Source organism: Streptomyces broussonetiae, assembly GCF_009796285.1.
Lineage (GTDB): Bacteria > Actinomycetota > Actinomycetes > Streptomycetales > Streptomycetaceae > Streptomyces > Streptomyces broussonetiae.
The window spans coordinates 898,030-912,259 of record NZ_CP047020.1; the positions used below are offsets into that span (position 1 = coordinate 898,030).

At 72.1% G+C, this 14,230-nt stretch carries 13 protein-coding genes and 1 pseudogene; 3 read left to right on the forward strand and 11 right to left on the reverse strand.

What is annotated here, in order from left to right; all coding sequences use genetic code 11:
* Positions 1–3: 3 nt before the first annotated feature.
* From GQF42_RS04340 to GQF42_RS04365, 6 genes are all read right to left on the reverse strand, one after another.
* On the reverse strand, positions 4–456 hold the full coding sequence (locus GQF42_RS04340) for a MarR family winged helix-turn-helix transcriptional regulator (protein ID WP_158917805.1): 453 nt from the start codon (positions 454–456) through the stop codon (positions 4–6).
* Between the two features lie 121 nt (positions 457–577).
* Positions 578–1,819: an FAD-dependent oxidoreductase gene (locus tag GQF42_RS04345; RefSeq protein ID WP_158917808.1), complete on the reverse strand. Its 1,242-nt coding sequence runs from the start codon at positions 1,817–1,819 to the stop codon at positions 578–580.
* 57 nt (positions 1,820–1,876) lie between these two features.
* Complete coding sequence (locus GQF42_RS04350; protein ID WP_158917810.1) at positions 1,877–3,013, reverse strand: XdhC family protein; 1,137 nt, start codon at positions 3,011–3,013, stop codon at positions 1,877–1,879.
* Positions 3,006–5,141 (reverse strand): xanthine dehydrogenase family protein molybdopterin-binding subunit, encoded by a 2,136-nt coding sequence (locus GQF42_RS04355; RefSeq protein ID WP_158917812.1) that lies wholly within the window; start codon positions 5,139–5,141, stop codon positions 3,006–3,008. Before GQF42_RS04355 ends, GQF42_RS04350 begins: the two co-directional genes overlap by 8 nt.
* Positions 5,138–6,130: an FAD binding domain-containing protein gene (locus tag GQF42_RS04360; protein WP_158917814.1), complete on the reverse strand. Its 993-nt coding sequence runs from the start codon at positions 6,128–6,130 to the stop codon at positions 5,138–5,140. Before GQF42_RS04360 ends, GQF42_RS04355 begins: the two co-directional genes overlap by 4 nt.
* On the reverse strand, positions 6,127–6,708 hold the full coding sequence (locus tag GQF42_RS04365; protein ID WP_158917816.1) for a (2Fe-2S)-binding protein: 582 nt from the start codon (positions 6,706–6,708) through the stop codon (positions 6,127–6,129). Before GQF42_RS04365 ends, GQF42_RS04360 begins: the two co-directional genes overlap by 4 nt.
* A 280-nt stretch (positions 6,709–6,988) precedes the next feature.
* Between GQF42_RS04365 and GQF42_RS04370 the strand changes: the two genes are divergently transcribed.
* Positions 6,989–7,567, forward strand: coding sequence for a TetR/AcrR family transcriptional regulator (locus tag GQF42_RS04370; RefSeq protein WP_158917818.1), 579 nt, complete (start codon positions 6,989–6,991; stop codon positions 7,565–7,567).
* Between the two features lie 437 nt (positions 7,568–8,004).
* On the opposite strand, the gene GQF42_RS47600 is transcribed toward GQF42_RS04370, so the two are convergent.
* Positions 8,005–8,331 carry a hypothetical protein gene (locus GQF42_RS47600; protein ID WP_199272565.1) on the reverse strand — a complete coding sequence of 109 codons (327 nt, stop codon included), beginning with the start codon at positions 8,329–8,331 and terminating at the stop codon, positions 8,005–8,007.
* 91 nt (positions 8,332–8,422) lie between these two features.
* Positions 8,423–9,640 carry an alginate lyase family protein gene (locus tag GQF42_RS04380; protein ID WP_158917819.1) on the reverse strand — a complete coding sequence of 406 codons (1,218 nt, stop codon included), beginning with the start codon at positions 9,638–9,640 and terminating at the stop codon, positions 8,423–8,425.
* A 115-nt stretch (positions 9,641–9,755) separates the two neighbouring features.
* On the opposite strand from GQF42_RS04380, the gene GQF42_RS47605 reads away from it, so the two are divergent.
* Together GQF42_RS47605 and GQF42_RS04390 are read left to right on the forward strand one after the other, a co-directional pair.
* The gene (locus GQF42_RS47605; RefSeq protein WP_407699479.1) at positions 9,756–10,490 is read left to right on the forward strand and encodes a thiamine pyrophosphate-dependent enzyme; all 735 of its coding nucleotides are present in this window, start codon (positions 9,756–9,758) and stop codon (positions 10,488–10,490) included.
* Between the two features lie 100 nt (positions 10,491–10,590).
* Positions 10,591–12,048: a benzaldehyde dehydrogenase gene (locus tag GQF42_RS04390; RefSeq protein ID WP_158917823.1), complete on the forward strand. Its 1,458-nt coding sequence runs from the start codon at positions 10,591–10,593 to the stop codon at positions 12,046–12,048.
* 141 nt (positions 12,049–12,189) lie between these two features.
* Here the strand turns inward: GQF42_RS04390 and GQF42_RS04395 are convergent, their stop codons facing one another.
* The 3 genes and pseudogenes from GQF42_RS04395 to GQF42_RS04405 all read right to left on the reverse strand — a co-directional run bounded on the left by GQF42_RS04395 (position 12,190) and on the right by GQF42_RS04405 (position 14,176).
* On the reverse strand, positions 12,190–12,588 hold the full coding sequence (locus GQF42_RS04395; RefSeq protein WP_325100296.1) for a putative adhesin: 399 nt from the start codon (positions 12,586–12,588) through the stop codon (positions 12,190–12,192).
* A 129-nt stretch (positions 12,589–12,717) separates the two neighbouring features.
* A pseudogene (locus GQF42_RS04400) lies at positions 12,718–13,191 on the reverse strand (eCIS core domain-containing protein); the annotation flags it as partial.
* Between the two features lie 40 nt (positions 13,192–13,231).
* Entirely contained in the window at positions 13,232–14,176 is a 945-nt protein-coding gene (locus GQF42_RS04405; RefSeq protein WP_158917827.1) for an urea transporter, read from the reverse strand.
* Positions 14,177–14,230 lie beyond the last annotated feature (54 nt).

Below are 14,230 nucleotides of genomic sequence, written 5' to 3' on the forward strand. Positions count from 1 at the left end.
CTCTCAGGGGTTGCCGGGCGGCGCCGCGGGATGGGTCTCGCCCACCAGCCGCCGGATCCATTGCTCCAACTGCCGGCGCTGACCGGCGTCGAGGGAGCCGAAGTAGTGGTTGTCGTTGCGGTCGGCCAGCTCGGCCAGCTCCGGCACCAGCGCCTGCCCCTGGCCGGTCAGGACGAGCCGGACCGTGCGCCGGGAGGCGGGGTCGGGCTCGCGGCGGATGAGGCTCTTGGCCGCCAGGCGGTCGACCAGGCGGGAGACGGCTCCCGGGTCGATGTCCATGTGCGCGGCCACGGCCTTGGTGGTGTCGTGGCCGTGGAAGACGCTGATCATCACCCCCCACTGGGAGACGGTGACGTCATGCCGGGCGAGTTCGGCCTCGAACCGGCTGTGGACCTCGTCCGACAGGCGACGGAGCCAGTAGCCGAGGTGGTCGTGGAGTCCGCTCGTCGTGCTCACACATCCATCATTATTGTCGCGACAACTCTTGTCAAGACATCAATGTGGCAGAGTGGGGCCGCGGAGGAGAAGGGCGCCGGCGACCCCGCCGAGGAACATGCCGAGGACCAGGGTGACGCCGCTACACCTGCTGTCGGACCGCCGCGGCAGGTGGTCGCTCCCGCAGGGCGCCGTACCCGATGAAGTACGCGGGGATCCGGCGGACCGACCGGGAACCGGAGAGCAGGCGCGCCAGGCCCCGGGCCCGTGCCACGCTGCCGAGGGGCGGCCTGCCTTGCAGGACGGGGGCGATGAACCGGGCGTGTGCCATGCGCTGCAGGGCCTGTGTGGTGACCGTGGTGGGACGGCGGCGGCGCTGCACGCGGCGTACGTCCCGCAGGCTCACGACTCCCTGGCGCAGCGGCTCGGTGAGATACCGGGCGGTGGCCACGGCGTCCTGCACCGCGAGGTTGATCCCGATGCCGAAGACCGGGGACATGGCGTGCGCGGCGTCGCCGATGCAGAGCAGGCCGGGGCGGTACCAGCGGCGCAGCCGGTCCAGGCGTACGTCGAGGAGCTTGACCTCGTCCCAGGAGTGCAGGTCCTGCACGCGGTCGGCCATCCAGGGGGCGGCCGTGGTGAACTGGGCCCGGAAACGGTCGAGGCCGGCGTCGCGGCGGCGGGTGTCCGTGCCTTTGGGGATGAGTCCGGCGCACTGCCAGTAGTCGCCGCGGTCGATCATCGCGGACAGGAAGCGGTCACCGGCGACACCGACGAGCCCTTGCGGATCGCCTTCGCGGCGGGGCAGTCGGAACCACCACGCGTCCATCGGGCAGGCGAAGTGGCGCAGTCCCAGTTCCGGCCGGGAGCGGGCCAGCGATCCGCGGCCGTCACAGGCGACGGTGAGGAGGGCACGCAGCTCGCCGGTGCGGCCGTCGGAGGTGCGATGGCGCACCCCCTTCACGCGTCCTGACTCGACCAGGAAGGAGGTCGCCTCCGTGTTCATCCGCAGGTGGAAGGACGGCTCGCGGCCGGCCTCGTCCGCGAGCAGGTCCAGCAGGTCCCACTGGGGCACCATCGCCACGTAGTTGTAGGGACCGGGCAGCACCGAGAGGTCGCCCACCGTGAGCATCGAACGGCCGGGTCCGACCGGCAGTTGGACGGTGCGGACCCGGCGCTGCGGCAACCGGGCGAAGCGCTCGGCCAGGCCGAGTTCGTCGAGCAGTGCCAGGGTGGAGGGATGGACGGTGTCGCCGCGGAAGTCACGCAGGAAGTCGCCGTGCTTCTCCAGCACCGTCACGTCGATGCCGGAGCGGGCCAGCAGCAGGGCGAGCACCATGCCCGCGGGGCCGCCACCCACGACACAGCACGTGGTCTGTTCCATCGCGGTCCTGCCCTTCGCAGGAGCAGTAATTCACCGATCGATGAATATTCTACTCCTTCAGGCGGCCGCCGACCTCCCCGGCACTGAGCCGTCGTGGTGAATCGGCGTGTTCGAACCGGTCAGGGGCACCCCAGTCCCGCCCCGCCGCAGGGCGACGATCTCCGCCGCGATCGACAGTGCGGTCTCCTCCGGCGTCCGGGCCCCGAGGTCGAGGCCGATCGGCGAACGCAGTCTGGCCAGCTCCCGCTCGGTCACCCCTTCCGACTCCAGCCGCCGCGCCCGGTCCTCGTGGGTGCGCCGTGAGCCCATCGCACCGATGTACGCCGCCGGCATCCGCAGGGCCGCCTTCAGCAGGGGTACGTCGAACTTCGCGTCGTGGGTGAGCACGCACAGCACCGTTCGGGAGTCGGTCACGGTGCCCCGCAGATAGCGGTGCGGCCAGTCGACGACCACCTCGTCGGCGTCGGGGAAGCGGTCCCGCGTGGCGAAGACGGAACGGGCGTCGCAGACGGTGACGTGATACCCGAGGAACTTGCCGGCCCGCGTCAGCGCCACCGCGAAGTCGACGGCACCGAAGACGATCATGCGCGGGGGCGGCACGTTCGACTCGACCAGCAGGGTGAGACCGCCGGGGCAGTGCGAGCCGTCGGCCGACAGCTCAACGGTGCCGGTGCGGCCCGCCTCCAGCAGGGCCCGGGCCTCGGCGGCCGACGCCCCGTCCAGGTCCGGATGACCGCCCAGACTGCCCTCGTAACTGCCGTCGGGCCGCACCAGCATGGCACGGCCGAGGAGTTCGGCCGGACCCCGGGCGACCCGGGCCAGGGCCGCCGGTTCGTCGCCGGCCGCGGCCGACAGGGCCGAGGCCAGGACGGCCCGGGTCGGTCCGACCACGGGCACGATCAGCATGTCGATCGTCCCGCCGCAGGTCAGCCCCACGGCGAAGGCGTCCTCGTCGCTGTAGCCGAATCGTTCGCGCGTGCTCTGCCCGGTCCGCAGCGCCTCGAGGCACAGGTCGTAGACCGCTCCCTCCACACAGCCACCGGAGACCGAACCGATCACGGTCCCCTCACTGTCCACGGCGAGGGCGGCGCCGGGACCGCGCGGCGCACTGCCGCCGACCACCACCACGGTGGCGACCGCGAAGTCCCGGCCCTCCTCGATCCAGCGGTCCAACTCCGCGGCCAGATCAAGCATCCGGCGCCTCCGCGGCGGCTGCCAGGATCCGGTCCGGCCGGATGGGCAGGCTGCGGTGGCGTACGCCGGTCGCGTGCCAGACCGCGTTGGCGACGGCCGCCGCGGCGCCGACGATGCCGATCTCGCCGATGCCCTTGATGCCGACCGGGTCGTCCGTCTCGTCGATCCCCTCGATCCAGTCCGCCTCGATGTGCGGGACGTCGGCGTGCGTGGCGACGTGGTAGCCCGCGAGGTCTGGACCGTACAGGCCGCCGGTGGCCCGGTCGCGTACCGCCTCCTCGTGCAGGGCCATGGAGACGCCCCAGACCATGCCGCCGACGAGCTGGCTGCGCGCGGTCAGCGGGTTGACGATCCGGCCGGCCGAGAAGATGCCGAGCATGCGGCGCACACGCACCTCGCCGGTGGAGGTGTCCACGGCGACCTCGGCGAACTGCGCGCCGTAGGAGTGTGCTTCCGTCGGCGCGAGGGAGCCGACGGCTTCGGCGGTGTTCGAGCGCACCGTGATCCCTTCCGGCGGAAGGGCCGCGGACAGGGCGAGTCGCTCACGCAGCTCGCGGGCCGCGGCCATGATCGCCCAGGCCCAGGAGCGGGTGCCCATCGAGCCTCCCGCGATGGAGGCCGGCCCGAAGTCGCTGTCGCCGATGTGCACGCGGACGCGGTCCGCGGGCACCTGCAGGGCGTCGGCGGCGATCAGGGTGAGTGCGGTCCGCGCGCCGGTTCCGACGTCCGAGGCGGCGATGCGCACGGTGAAGGAACCGTCGGCCTCGGCCGTCAGGGTGGCCGAGGACGGCAGCGCACGGGAGGGGAAGGAGGCCGCGGCCGTTCCGGTGCCGAGCAGCCAGCGTCCCTCCCGGCGGCGTCCGGGCCGTGGATCGCGGTCCGCCCAGCCGAACCTGCGGGCCCCCACACGGAAACAGTCGAGCAGGTCGCGGTCGGTGAACGGCTCCCCGGAGACGGGCCCTTGCTCGGGCTCGTTGCGTACGCGCAGCTCGATCGGGTCGAGGCCGCACTTCTCGGCGAGTTCGTCGATCGCCGACTCCAGGGCGAACGAACCCGGCGCCTCGCCCGGGGCCCGCATGAAGGTCGGGGTCGGCACGTCGAGCCGTACGACCTCGTTGGCCGTGTGGTGGGCGGCGGCGTCGTACATCACGCGTGCCGCGCTGGTGCTCGGTTCGACGAACTCGAACACCCTCGAGGTCAGGCTCAGGGAGCGGTGCTCCAGGGCGCGCAACCGCCCGTCGGCGTCGGCGCCGAGCCTGACCCGCTGTGCGGTGGGGCTGCGGTAGCCGGCGAGGGAGAACATCTGACGGCGTGTCATGACGACGCGAACCGGGCGCTGGAGGACGGTCGCCGCCATCGCGGCCGCCACCTGGTGCGCGCGCACGCCCTTGCTGCCGAAGCCACCGCCGACATGGTCGGACCGCACGCGTACCGCGGCCGGGTCGAGGCTGAACAGGTGCGCGAGTTCACCCGCGATCCATGTGGCACCCTGGTTGGAGTCCACGAGGTCGAGCCTGCCGTCCTCCCAGCGGGCCGTCGCCGCGTGCGGCTCCATCATGCTGTGGTGCTCTTCCGGCGTGCTGTACTCGGTGTCCACGACGGCGGCGGACGCGGCGAGTTCGGCCTCCAGGTCGCCCTTGCGCACCACTCCCGGCATGATGCCGTCCGCGGCGTAGGCGTCCGGGCGGTCGGCGGCGAACGCGATGTCGTGGGGCTCCTGGTCGTAGTGGACCACGAGCGCCTCGGCCGCCTCCCGCGCCTGCTCGGGCGTCTCGGCGACGACCAGCGCCACCGGCCAGCCCAGATACGGCACCCGGTCGTGCTGGAAGAGGGCGAGCGTCGGGTCCGGCGGTACGCCGAGGGCGCCGATGTAGTCGGTCTCGACGTGCGGGGCGTTGTGGTGGTGCAGGACGGAGAGCACGCCCGGCATGGCGAGGACGGACTCGGTCTGCAGCGACCGGATGCGCCCCTGTGCCACGGTGGACAACACCAGCCAGCCGTGGGCGAGTTCGGCGAAGGGGATGTCCGCCGCGTAGCGGGCGGCGCCGGTGACCTTGTCGCGGCCCTCCACACGGGTGTGCGCGGTACCGACCGCGCCTGCCGCCTTGGCGGTCGTCACGGTGGTCATCGTGCGGTCTCCTCGGCGAGTTCGGACAGGACGGCCACCACGAGGTTGCGCATCAGCTCCACCTTGTATCCGTTGTGCGCAAGCGGCCGTGCCGCCGCCAGTTCGGCATCGGCCGCGGCGGCGTAGGTCTCCCTGCCGGCCGGTGCGCCGACCAGGACCCGCTCGGCCGCGGCGGCCCGCCAGGGACGGGAGGCGACGGCGCCGAAGGCCAGGCGCGCGTCCCGTACGACGCCGTCACGGACGTCGAGTGCGGCGGCGAGGGAGCCGATGGCGAACGCGTAGGAGGCACGCTCGCGCACCTTGCGGTAGCGGGAGTTGACGGCGACCGGAGCGGGCGGCAGCGTGACCCCGGTGATCAGCGCGCCCGCGGGCAGCGAGGTCTCGCGATGCGGGGTGTCCCCGACCGGCAGATAGAACTCGGCGAGCGGCAACTGCCCCGGTCCGTCGGCGGTCTGGAAATGGACGACGGCGTCGAAGGCGGTCAGGGCCACGGCCATGTCCGAGGCGTGCACGGCCACGCAGTGGCTGGACGCACCGAGGATCGCGTGGTTGTGGTGCTCCCCCTCGATCGCGGGGCAACCGCTGCCGGGCACCCGTTTGTTGCACGGCTTGCTGACGTCGGTGAAGTAGCCGCAGCGGGTGCGCTGGAGCAGGTTCCCGCCGACCGTGGCCATGTTGCGCAGCTGCCCGGAGGCGCCGGCCAGGACCGCCTGGGCGAGCGCCGGGTAGCGGCGCCGGATCTCGGGGTGGGCGGCCAGGTCACCGTTGGTGACGGTGGCACCGATGCGCACTGCGCCCTCGGGCGTCGACTCGATGTCGTCGAGCGGGAGTTCGCGGATGTCGACGAGCCGGGCGGGGCGCTCTACGCCGGTCTTCATCAGATCGACGAGGTTGGTTCCGCCGCCGAGGAAGCGGGTGTCCGGATCAGCGCCGAGCAGTGCGACGGCGCCGGAGACGTCCGAGGCCCGCTGATAGTCGAACTCCCTCATGCCACAACCTCCTTGGCGTCCTCGAACGCGTTCAGCCGCCGTTCGTCGGCCTGTTCTTCCGCCGCACGGGCCACCGCCTCCACGATCGAGACGTACGCACCGCAGCGGCACAGATTGCCGCTCATCCGCTCCCGGATCTCCTCGGCGGTCAGGGACGGCGGCCCCGCTTCGGGCCGGACGTCCTCGGTGACGGCGCTCGGCCAGCCGGCCGCGTGCTCCTCGATCACCCCGATGGCCGAACAGATCTGTCCCGGCGTGCAGTAGCCGCACTGGTATCCGTCCAGATCCAGGAAGGCCTGCTGCACCGGGTGCAGCCGCTCGCCGTCGGCCACACCTTCGATGGTGGTGATGTCGCGGCCCTCGGCCGCCACGGCCAGCTGCAGACAGGCGACAGCCCTGCGCCCGTCCAGCAGGACGGTGCAGGCACCGCACTGCCCCTGGTCGCAGCCCTTCTTCGTGCCGGTGAGATCAAGCCGCTCGCGCAGGGCGTCGAGCAGGGTGGTGCGGTGGTCGACGGGCAGTGTGTACTTCTCCCCGTTGATCTTCAAGGTGATGACACTGGACGTCGATAGGACCATGGGAAGCTTCTTTCGCATGTACAGGACAGACGGAAAGGTCCGGTGACCAGGTGCCGAGCGGCGCGGGTGGTGCGCCGTGCGGGCCTGGGCCGCGGGGCGTAACCAAGGTACGAAGGTGCGGGACAGCTGGGGTCGAACGGTGGCAGCCGGAGTCTGCCGCGGGGTTGCGTCCGCCGCTATGGTGGACTCAACCGGACAGATGTCCGCTACTTGGAAACGTAACGGACAAGTGTCCGCTTAGCAAGGTCGGGGCTCGCCCGCGAGCCCCGGAGGAGGACGAGTGCCTCAGCAGAACATCTCACCCGGACGCTCGGACGCGCGGCGCAACCGGGAGCGCATCCTGGAAGTGGCGCTGGTCGAACTGTCGCAGTGCGCGGACACCCCGCTGAGCGCGATCGCCAGGAAAGCGGGGGTCGGGCAGGGCACCTTCTACCGCAACTTCCCCAACCGCGAATCACTCGTCCTCGAGATCTACCGCCACGAGATGCAGCAGGTGGCCGACCATGCGGCCCAGCTGCTCGAGACGCGGGCACCCGATGAGGCCCTGCGCGCCTGGATGGACCGGGTCGCCGAGTTCGCCATGACCAAGGCCGGACTGGCCGACGCGATCCGACAGGTCACGAGCGCGCCGGGAGGTCCACCGAAGCCGCCGCACACTCGGGTGACATCCGCGGCGGAACTTCTGCTCCGCGCCAACGAGCAGGCCGGCACCATCCGCCCCGGAGTCACCGCGGACGACTTCTTCCTCGCCATCGCGGGCCTGTGGCAACTCCCCTCGCACGACGACTGGCGCCCCCGCGCCGCCCGGCTCCTCGACCTGGTCATGGACGGCCTGCGCGCGGGCGCACCCGCCGTGTGAGCGTACTGCTGCGGCGCGTTCAGGACGCGACGCGAGCCGTCCGGTCCGGATTGCGGCACGCGAACCCGGCGGTCCGCGAGGGCTGCCGCCGCCTCCTGGACCGCCCGGTCGACACCGATTCCATGGACGAACCGATCACGACGAGCGACGCCCCGGACGCCCGGGTCAGGGTTGCGGCCTTCCCGGCTCTCGCCTGCGACCGGTGCACGGCGGGCGCCTGCGCACCGGAGCCGGACCGGGTTCTCGAACCCGCGTTGCGCCATCCGGCCGCCGCCCCGGATCCGCACGTGCGCGGCATGGCCGTCGAACTCGTCGGCGCGTTCGCCCGGACCGACGCCCGAGCCGTCACTGCCCTGGAGGCGGCGCACACCCAGGACTTGGGCCCGGTCGGGTCGGCCGCGCCCCGGTCGGCGTCGCGGCGCTCGCACGCAGGCGGTTCAGTGGGTCAGGGCACCGCCGTCGACGGGCAGCAGCACGCCGTGAATGCAGGACGCCCGGTCGCCGGCGAGGAAGGCCACGGCGCCGGCCTGGCGTGTCGATCCCCGGCCCGACGGACGGCCCGCGCCCGACGCCCTGTGGTCGAGGCCGTCGAGGACAAGTACGAGATCGTCGCCGCAGGGCAGGGCGTGGCCATAGCCGTCGTCCACGCCCATCTGCTGCGCCCCCGACCTGACCGCCGTCCCGCTGGAGGACATCGAGCCGAGCCATGTGGTGCCGGCGACCCGCACCGGCGACAGGAATCGCCTGCTCGCGACCTTCTGCAAGGCAGTCGAGGGGCATCTCGGGGGCGGCCTCGGCCACGACCCCGCGCCTTTGGCCGACGTCTGACGGGGTACGGCTGCGGCGGTCGGCCGGTCAGTTCGGGTTGTCCCCGTCGGTGAGGGTCTCCCATGCCACGAAGAGGTTGTTGGTGCCGGCCGGGCGGTTTCGTTCGGTCAGGGTCTGGGTGTGGGTCATGGCGATGCCCAGACGGTTGTGCAGGGCGTTGTAGCCGACCTCGGTGACGGGACCGAGACCGAGCTTGAGGGATCCGCCGCACAGCCAGCTCGGGACCGCTGCGCCCAGCTCGTACGTGGACTGGAAGCCGAGCGCCTGCCGCAGCCGCTCGCCGACGTCGGTGCCGTAGAGGTCCTGCCCCTGGATCCGGCTCGTCTCGGCGACGTGCGAGATGGCGGAGATGCCGTATCCGGTGTGGGTGAAGTCGCGGCAGGTCTCCTGGGTGAGTCCGGTCACGAAGGTGGACTGGCCCTGCCAGTACGAGACGATCTTGTCCCGGGTGTTCAGGTTCTGGCTCGGGACGGTCTTCGGCAGGTCACCGTCCGAGGAGAGGTACACATAGGCGGCGGTACGGGTACGGAAGCGCGCCATGGCCGAGTCGTAGGAGGCCTTGTCCTCGAGGAAGACGGAGATGCCGACGGCCGCCTCCATCATCGTCAGCTCCCAGTTCCCGTTGGAATTGGAGCCGTTGATGACCTTGGGCAGGTAGACGGTGCGCAGCATGGTGGCGAAGCGGCCGGCATTGACCCACGTGCCGGTGTAGGTGTACTTGATCAGCTCGGCGGCCCTGGCCCAGGAGGCTCCCGCCCAGGCGGTCTGCAGGGGCGCGTTGCTGTTGGTGTGGTCGGTGATCGTGGCGGACCAGGCGTCCATCAGGTCGATCGCCTTTACCGCGTACCGGTCGTCACGGGTCATGTACCAGGCGAGCGCGTCGGTGTACGCCGCGATCGCGTCCTCACGCTCGTCCGTGCAGCCGTAGTTGGGGTTGGAGTACGGGCCGCACTCGACCACGGCGCGCGGCTTGGGGGTACGGCTCAGGCTCGCGTACTGGCTCGCCATCATCTGGTCGTACGCGTCTTTCCAGGGCTGGGCACCGGCGAGTACCTTGCCGCGCGCGAAGTCGAGTTGAGCGCGCGAGACGGTGACGCCCGGGTGGGCGAAGGCGGTCGGAGCGGCCTCTGCCCGCTGGGTGCCGGGCCAGGAGAGAAGTCCGGTGGTCAGCAGGGCGGCCGCGGCGGTGAGCGCGAGAGCGGACCGACGGGACTTACGGCGACGTGGAGCGGGTGTGACCTGCATAAGACACGTCCTCATATGTGAACCGTATGCGACTCCTTGAACGTGGTGCTGAGCGACGACCATAAGTACGGACCAAAGGCCCGTCAAGTGGCAGGAAACCAGCGGGGGTTCGCGGATGCCTGCACGTGCGCCGTCGCCTGACGGCCCGACCGCCCGGGCGTGCCGGCGCTCGTGGCGCGCGGCGGTGCCCCAGCCGTCCCACTCTGGTAGCGCCCCGTACCGGGCAGGCCCAGGAACTGCGGGACGCGTTCGACGAACTCGTCCCGCAACTGCGCCTGCGTCTCGGCACGTCGCAGTGGGCGGGAATCAGGGAACGGACGGTGGCTCACAGCGCACCCGGGCGGTGAGCACCGCTCAGGTCAGCGCGTGGTGGAGGATTCGGGGTCGCCCGCCTGCCCGGACTCGGCAGCCAGGGCCTTGGCGCGCACCTCGGCAGCGAAGACGCCGTCGAAGGTGGCGGGCGGTCCCCGCCCGGCTTCCTCAGCGCTGCCATGCGCGGTCGGGGCTTCGCGCACTGCCCGACGCCGTCGGGGTGCGGATGGCACAGCCGCGCCGCCCCGTGGCCGCCGTCGTCGGCGACGGCTCGGCCCTCTGCCGGATCCCGGCCCTGTGGACCGCCACCCAGTACGACGCCGGTGCCGTCTGCGTCGTCCTCGCCAACGGCCGTTGCGCCGTCATGGACAAACCCGCCGAACGGCCCGGCGGCACACCTTCCTGGCTGCCGTTCGAGGAGATCAGGGTGGCCGGACCGGCCGAGCCCCCTACGCCGCCCCACCCGTCGGATCACCGAGTACGTTGGCCTGTGCACGACGCTGGACACCCTCTGCCCGGACCTGGAGGCTCGCAGTGAACCGCTGGTCCTCGAAGTCCGCGTCACGGCCCGGGGCGCGTTCCGCCCCTGACCGACTCTCCGCCTGACCGTGCTCAACCCCCGCACACTGGAGGCCGTCATGCCCCTGCTCGATACCTCCCTCTGGTCCGGCAAGGCCCACATCGGCGGCTGGACGGTCCCGACCGGCAAGACCGCCCGTGTGATCGAACCCGCCACCGGCGAGACCCTGGAGACGATCGGAGTCGCCACGCCCGACGACGTGGCCGAGGCCGCCGAGCGCGCGGCCCGCGCCCAGTTCGCCTGGGCCCGTACGCCCTACACGGAGCGCGCCGCCGTACTGCGCCGCGCCGGGGACCTGTTCACCCGGCACGCCGAGGAGATCCAGCGCTGGATCGTCCGCGAGGCCGGAAGCGTCCCCGGCAAGGCGGCCTTCGAGACGACCACCGCCGCGCAGGAGTGCTACGAGGCCGCCGCCCTCGCCTCCCGCCCGCTCGGCGAGGTACTGCCCTCGGCCGAGCCACGGTTGAGCCTGGCCCGCCGTGTGCCCGCGGGAGTCGTCGGTGTCATCGCCCCGTTCAACGTGCCGCTCGTGCTGGGCATCCGTTCCGTGGCTCCCGCCCTGGCCCTCGGCAACGCGGTGCTCCTCAAGCCCGACCTGCGCACCGCGGTGTCCGGCGGGGTGACGATCATGCGCGTCTTCGAGGAGGCGGGGCTGCCCGCCGACGTCCTGCATCTGCTGCCGGGCGACGCGGACACCGGGGCGGCGCTCGTGGCGGCCCCGCAGGTACGGGTGATCTCCTTCACCGGGTCCACGGCCGCCGGACGCAAGGTCGGCGCGGCGGCCGCCGAGTACCTCAAGCGGGCCCACCTCGAACTCGGCGGGAACTCCGCCCTGATCGTCCTGCCGGACGCCGACCTCGACCGCGCCGCCTCGACCGCCGCCTGGGGCTCCTTCTTCCACCAGGGCCAGATCTGCATGACGGCCGGGCGCCATCTGGTGCACGCCTCGGTCGCCGACGAGTACGTCGAACGCCTCACGCACAAGGCCGAGCAGCTGCGGGTCGGCAACCCGGCCAAGGAGGACGTGGCGCTCGGCCCGATCATCGACGCCGGTCAGCGGGACAAGATCCACGCTCTGGTCGGCGCGAGCGTCGACGGGGGCGCCCGGCTGGCGGCGGGCGGCACGTACGAGGACCTCTTCTACCGGCCCACCGTCCTCACCGGTGTCACCGACGCCTCCCCCGCCTATGCCGAGGAGGTCTTCGGTCCCGTGGCGCCGGTCCGTGTCTTCTCCGAGCTGGACGAGGCGGTCGCGCTCGCCACGGCCACCCCGTACGGACTGGCCCTGGGCATCCTCACCGCCGACGTGATGCGTGGCCTCGATCTCGCCGAGCGCATCCCCACCGGTCTGGTCCACATCAACGACCAGACGGTCAACGACGAGGCGGTGGCCCCGTTCGGCGGGGTTGCCGCCTCCGGGACCGGCGCGCGCTTCGGTGGCGCCGCGAACATCGAGGCCTTCACCGAGACCCGCTGGATCACGGCCCGCTCGACGCAGGCGCCGTACCCGTTCTGACCACGTCCCGCAGGAGTCCGCCCGGCACTGGTCACGGGTTGAAGAGCCCGTCCCCCTGGTTCCTCGTGCCCGGGCGGCCGGTCTCCACGAAGCGGCAGGCGGCCAAGTGCACGTCGCCCATGTCCGCGCGCAGAATGCTGCTCAGCGGCACGTCACCGTTGAACACGACCGAACGACCGGCCAGTTGGGGGCGGTGAGCGCGGCGACGTGGCTGACCGCGGCGGCAGGGGTGCCCGGGTTGAACCGGACGTCGTACCCACCGGCGACGGGGGTGGCCACCACGGGATCGCCCCTGATGGTCAGCCCCGAGGGGTAGAAGATCATGTAGTCCTGCACGGTCCGGCCGCCCACCACGGAGCGCGAGGCCCCGGCGTGCCGGCCCTGCTCCACATCTCCGCGCCGCTCGGCACCCTGCTCCACCTGTCCGCCCAGGTCGTCCGGGACGTTCTGGCCGTGGACGGTGTAGAAGTGCACCCGCGTACCCCTTGGCACCCGGAAGAACCCTGAGGCCGGCTCCCAGCCGCCGTGACCGCTCAGCACGACCCCGTCCGCCCGCGCCCCGGCCGTGTTGTCGGCGAACCAGTCGTCGTCGGGGTTCGCGTGGTTGATCCAGGGCCGGTTTCCCGACTCGTTGGTGCGCTGGATCTACGCCTGCCCGCGCACCGGCTCCCCGGCGGCGGCCGGCACCGCGCGCTGCACGGCCGCAGCGCCGCCGGACATGGCCCTTGTCTCGTTCGCCTCCGCCTCGCGTTCGAACCGGTCGGAGGGGTCGGAGACCTTCAGCCCCGCCCCGTTGTCGATGCCCGCCACGGGGCCCGTGCGCTGCTGGATCACATGGGTCAGTTCATGGGCGAGCGTGTGCCTGTCACCCCCGCCTGCACCGATGACCACATGGCTGCCCGAGGTGTACGCGCGTGCCCCGATCTCCGCGGCAAAGGCCCGGGCAGAGGCGCCGTCGTGGATGCGTACGTCGGAGAAGTCGGCGCCCAGGCGGGTCTCCATGTCGGTGCGAGTCGCGTCGTCGAGCGGGCGTCCGGGCCCGCGCAGGACATCGTGCACAGCGGAACGCTGCACGGCCGGCCGCTCGGCCTCGCCGTGCCCGCAGTCGGTGGTGTGCCGGTGCGCTTCCTGGCGACGGCCCAGGGACGGCCTCGGCCATCAAGTCGCGGTCATCAGGGCGCGGTCATCGGGGCGGCGGCTTCGCCGGAGTCGGGCATGGCGCCGTGTGCGCGGCGGCGCCGGTCATCCGGTTCAACGCGGGAGCCGCCGCCAGGAACACCCAGGTCGTCACGACGAACGGCCAGGTGAGGGCGGAGCCGCCGGAGGGCTCGACCGAGGCCGACCAGGCTACGGTCAAAGGGACCGAGAACACGACGGCCAGCACGGCGTATCCCACGGTCCACGCCGTCACCGGCAGGAAGGTCGCACCCAGGGCCAGGGCGACCAGTACCGCGTTGTAGCCGTAGCGCCCCTCGCTGATCCGCTCGGCGGGCAGGCCCAGGGCACAGGCGGTGAGGATCGCGACCGCGCTGCCGCACACAGCGGCCGCGGCGGCCTTCCGGGAGGCGGCCAGCAGACCGGCGAGCAGGATCGGTGCCGCGTACCAGGTGTCGAGGAAGAAGACCTGGCCGATGTTGTCGCAGAAGGCATCGGCGAGTTCGCCGACTGTCAGGCCGGTGAACCCGGTGCGGGGCGCCGGCGCCGCGGGGACCGGCGCACCGGCCGGCAGTACGGTCGTCAGCACGCCGGCGACCAGGCAGAAGGGGGCGGTCAGGCTGGGCAGCCCGATACGGCCGAGGAGGCGGGCGCACGCCGCCGCCACCACCGCGCAGAGCACACCGGCGACGGTGGCGAGCAGCGCGGTCCGCCACGAGGCACCGAGCCGGACGACCAGAGCGAGAGCCGTGAGACAACCGCAGTAGCCCTCCAGCCCCTGGGCGAGACCGCCCCGGTCGGCGCCCAGCACGGCCGCCGCCGCGGTGGACGCCGCCGCGCCGAGCAGAGCGAAGAGGCCGAACCTCCAATTCGCCGCGAACAGCCCGGCGGTGAACAGCAGTCCGCTCCACGGACTGGCGCTGAGCGCCACCTGCGCGATCCCCCGCAGCACCGAATGCCCCGCCGTAGGCATGACTCCCCCACACTTCAACAATTTGTTGAAGATTATGCACGGACCGAGGAGCGG

Bases quoted from the DNA above. Each gene is read 5' to 3' on its own strand.
- GQF42_RS04380 (WP_158917819.1), bottom strand. From the start codon at position 9,640: ATGCAGGTCACACCCGCTCCACGTCGCCGTAAGTCCCGTCGGTCCGCT.
- GQF42_RS47605 (WP_407699479.1), top strand. From the start codon at position 9,756: ATGCCTGCACGTGCGCCGTCGCCTGACGGCCCGACCGCCCGGGCGTGC.
- GQF42_RS04405 (WP_158917827.1), bottom strand. From the start codon at position 14,176: ATGCCTACGGCGGGGCATTCGGTGCTGCGGGGGATCGCGCAGGTGGCG.
- GQF42_RS04350 (WP_158917810.1), bottom strand. From the start codon at position 3,013: ATGCTTGATCTGGCCGCGGAGTTGGACCGCTGGATCGAGGAGGGCCGG.
- GQF42_RS04360 (WP_158917814.1), bottom strand. From the start codon at position 6,130: ATGAGGGAGTTCGACTATCAGCGGGCCTCGGACGTCTCCGGCGCCGTC.
- GQF42_RS04365 (WP_158917816.1), bottom strand. From the start codon at position 6,708: ATGGTCCTATCGACGTCCAGTGTCATCACCTTGAAGATCAACGGGGAG.
- GQF42_RS04355 (WP_158917812.1), bottom strand. From the start codon at position 5,141: ATGACCACCGTGACGACCGCCAAGGCGGCAGGCGCGGTCGGTACCGCG.
- GQF42_RS04345 (WP_158917808.1), bottom strand. From the start codon at position 1,819: ATGGAACAGACCACGTGCTGTGTCGTGGGTGGCGGCCCCGCGGGCATG.
- GQF42_RS04390 (WP_158917823.1), top strand. From the start codon at position 10,591: ATGCCCCTGCTCGATACCTCCCTCTGGTCCGGCAAGGCCCACATCGGC.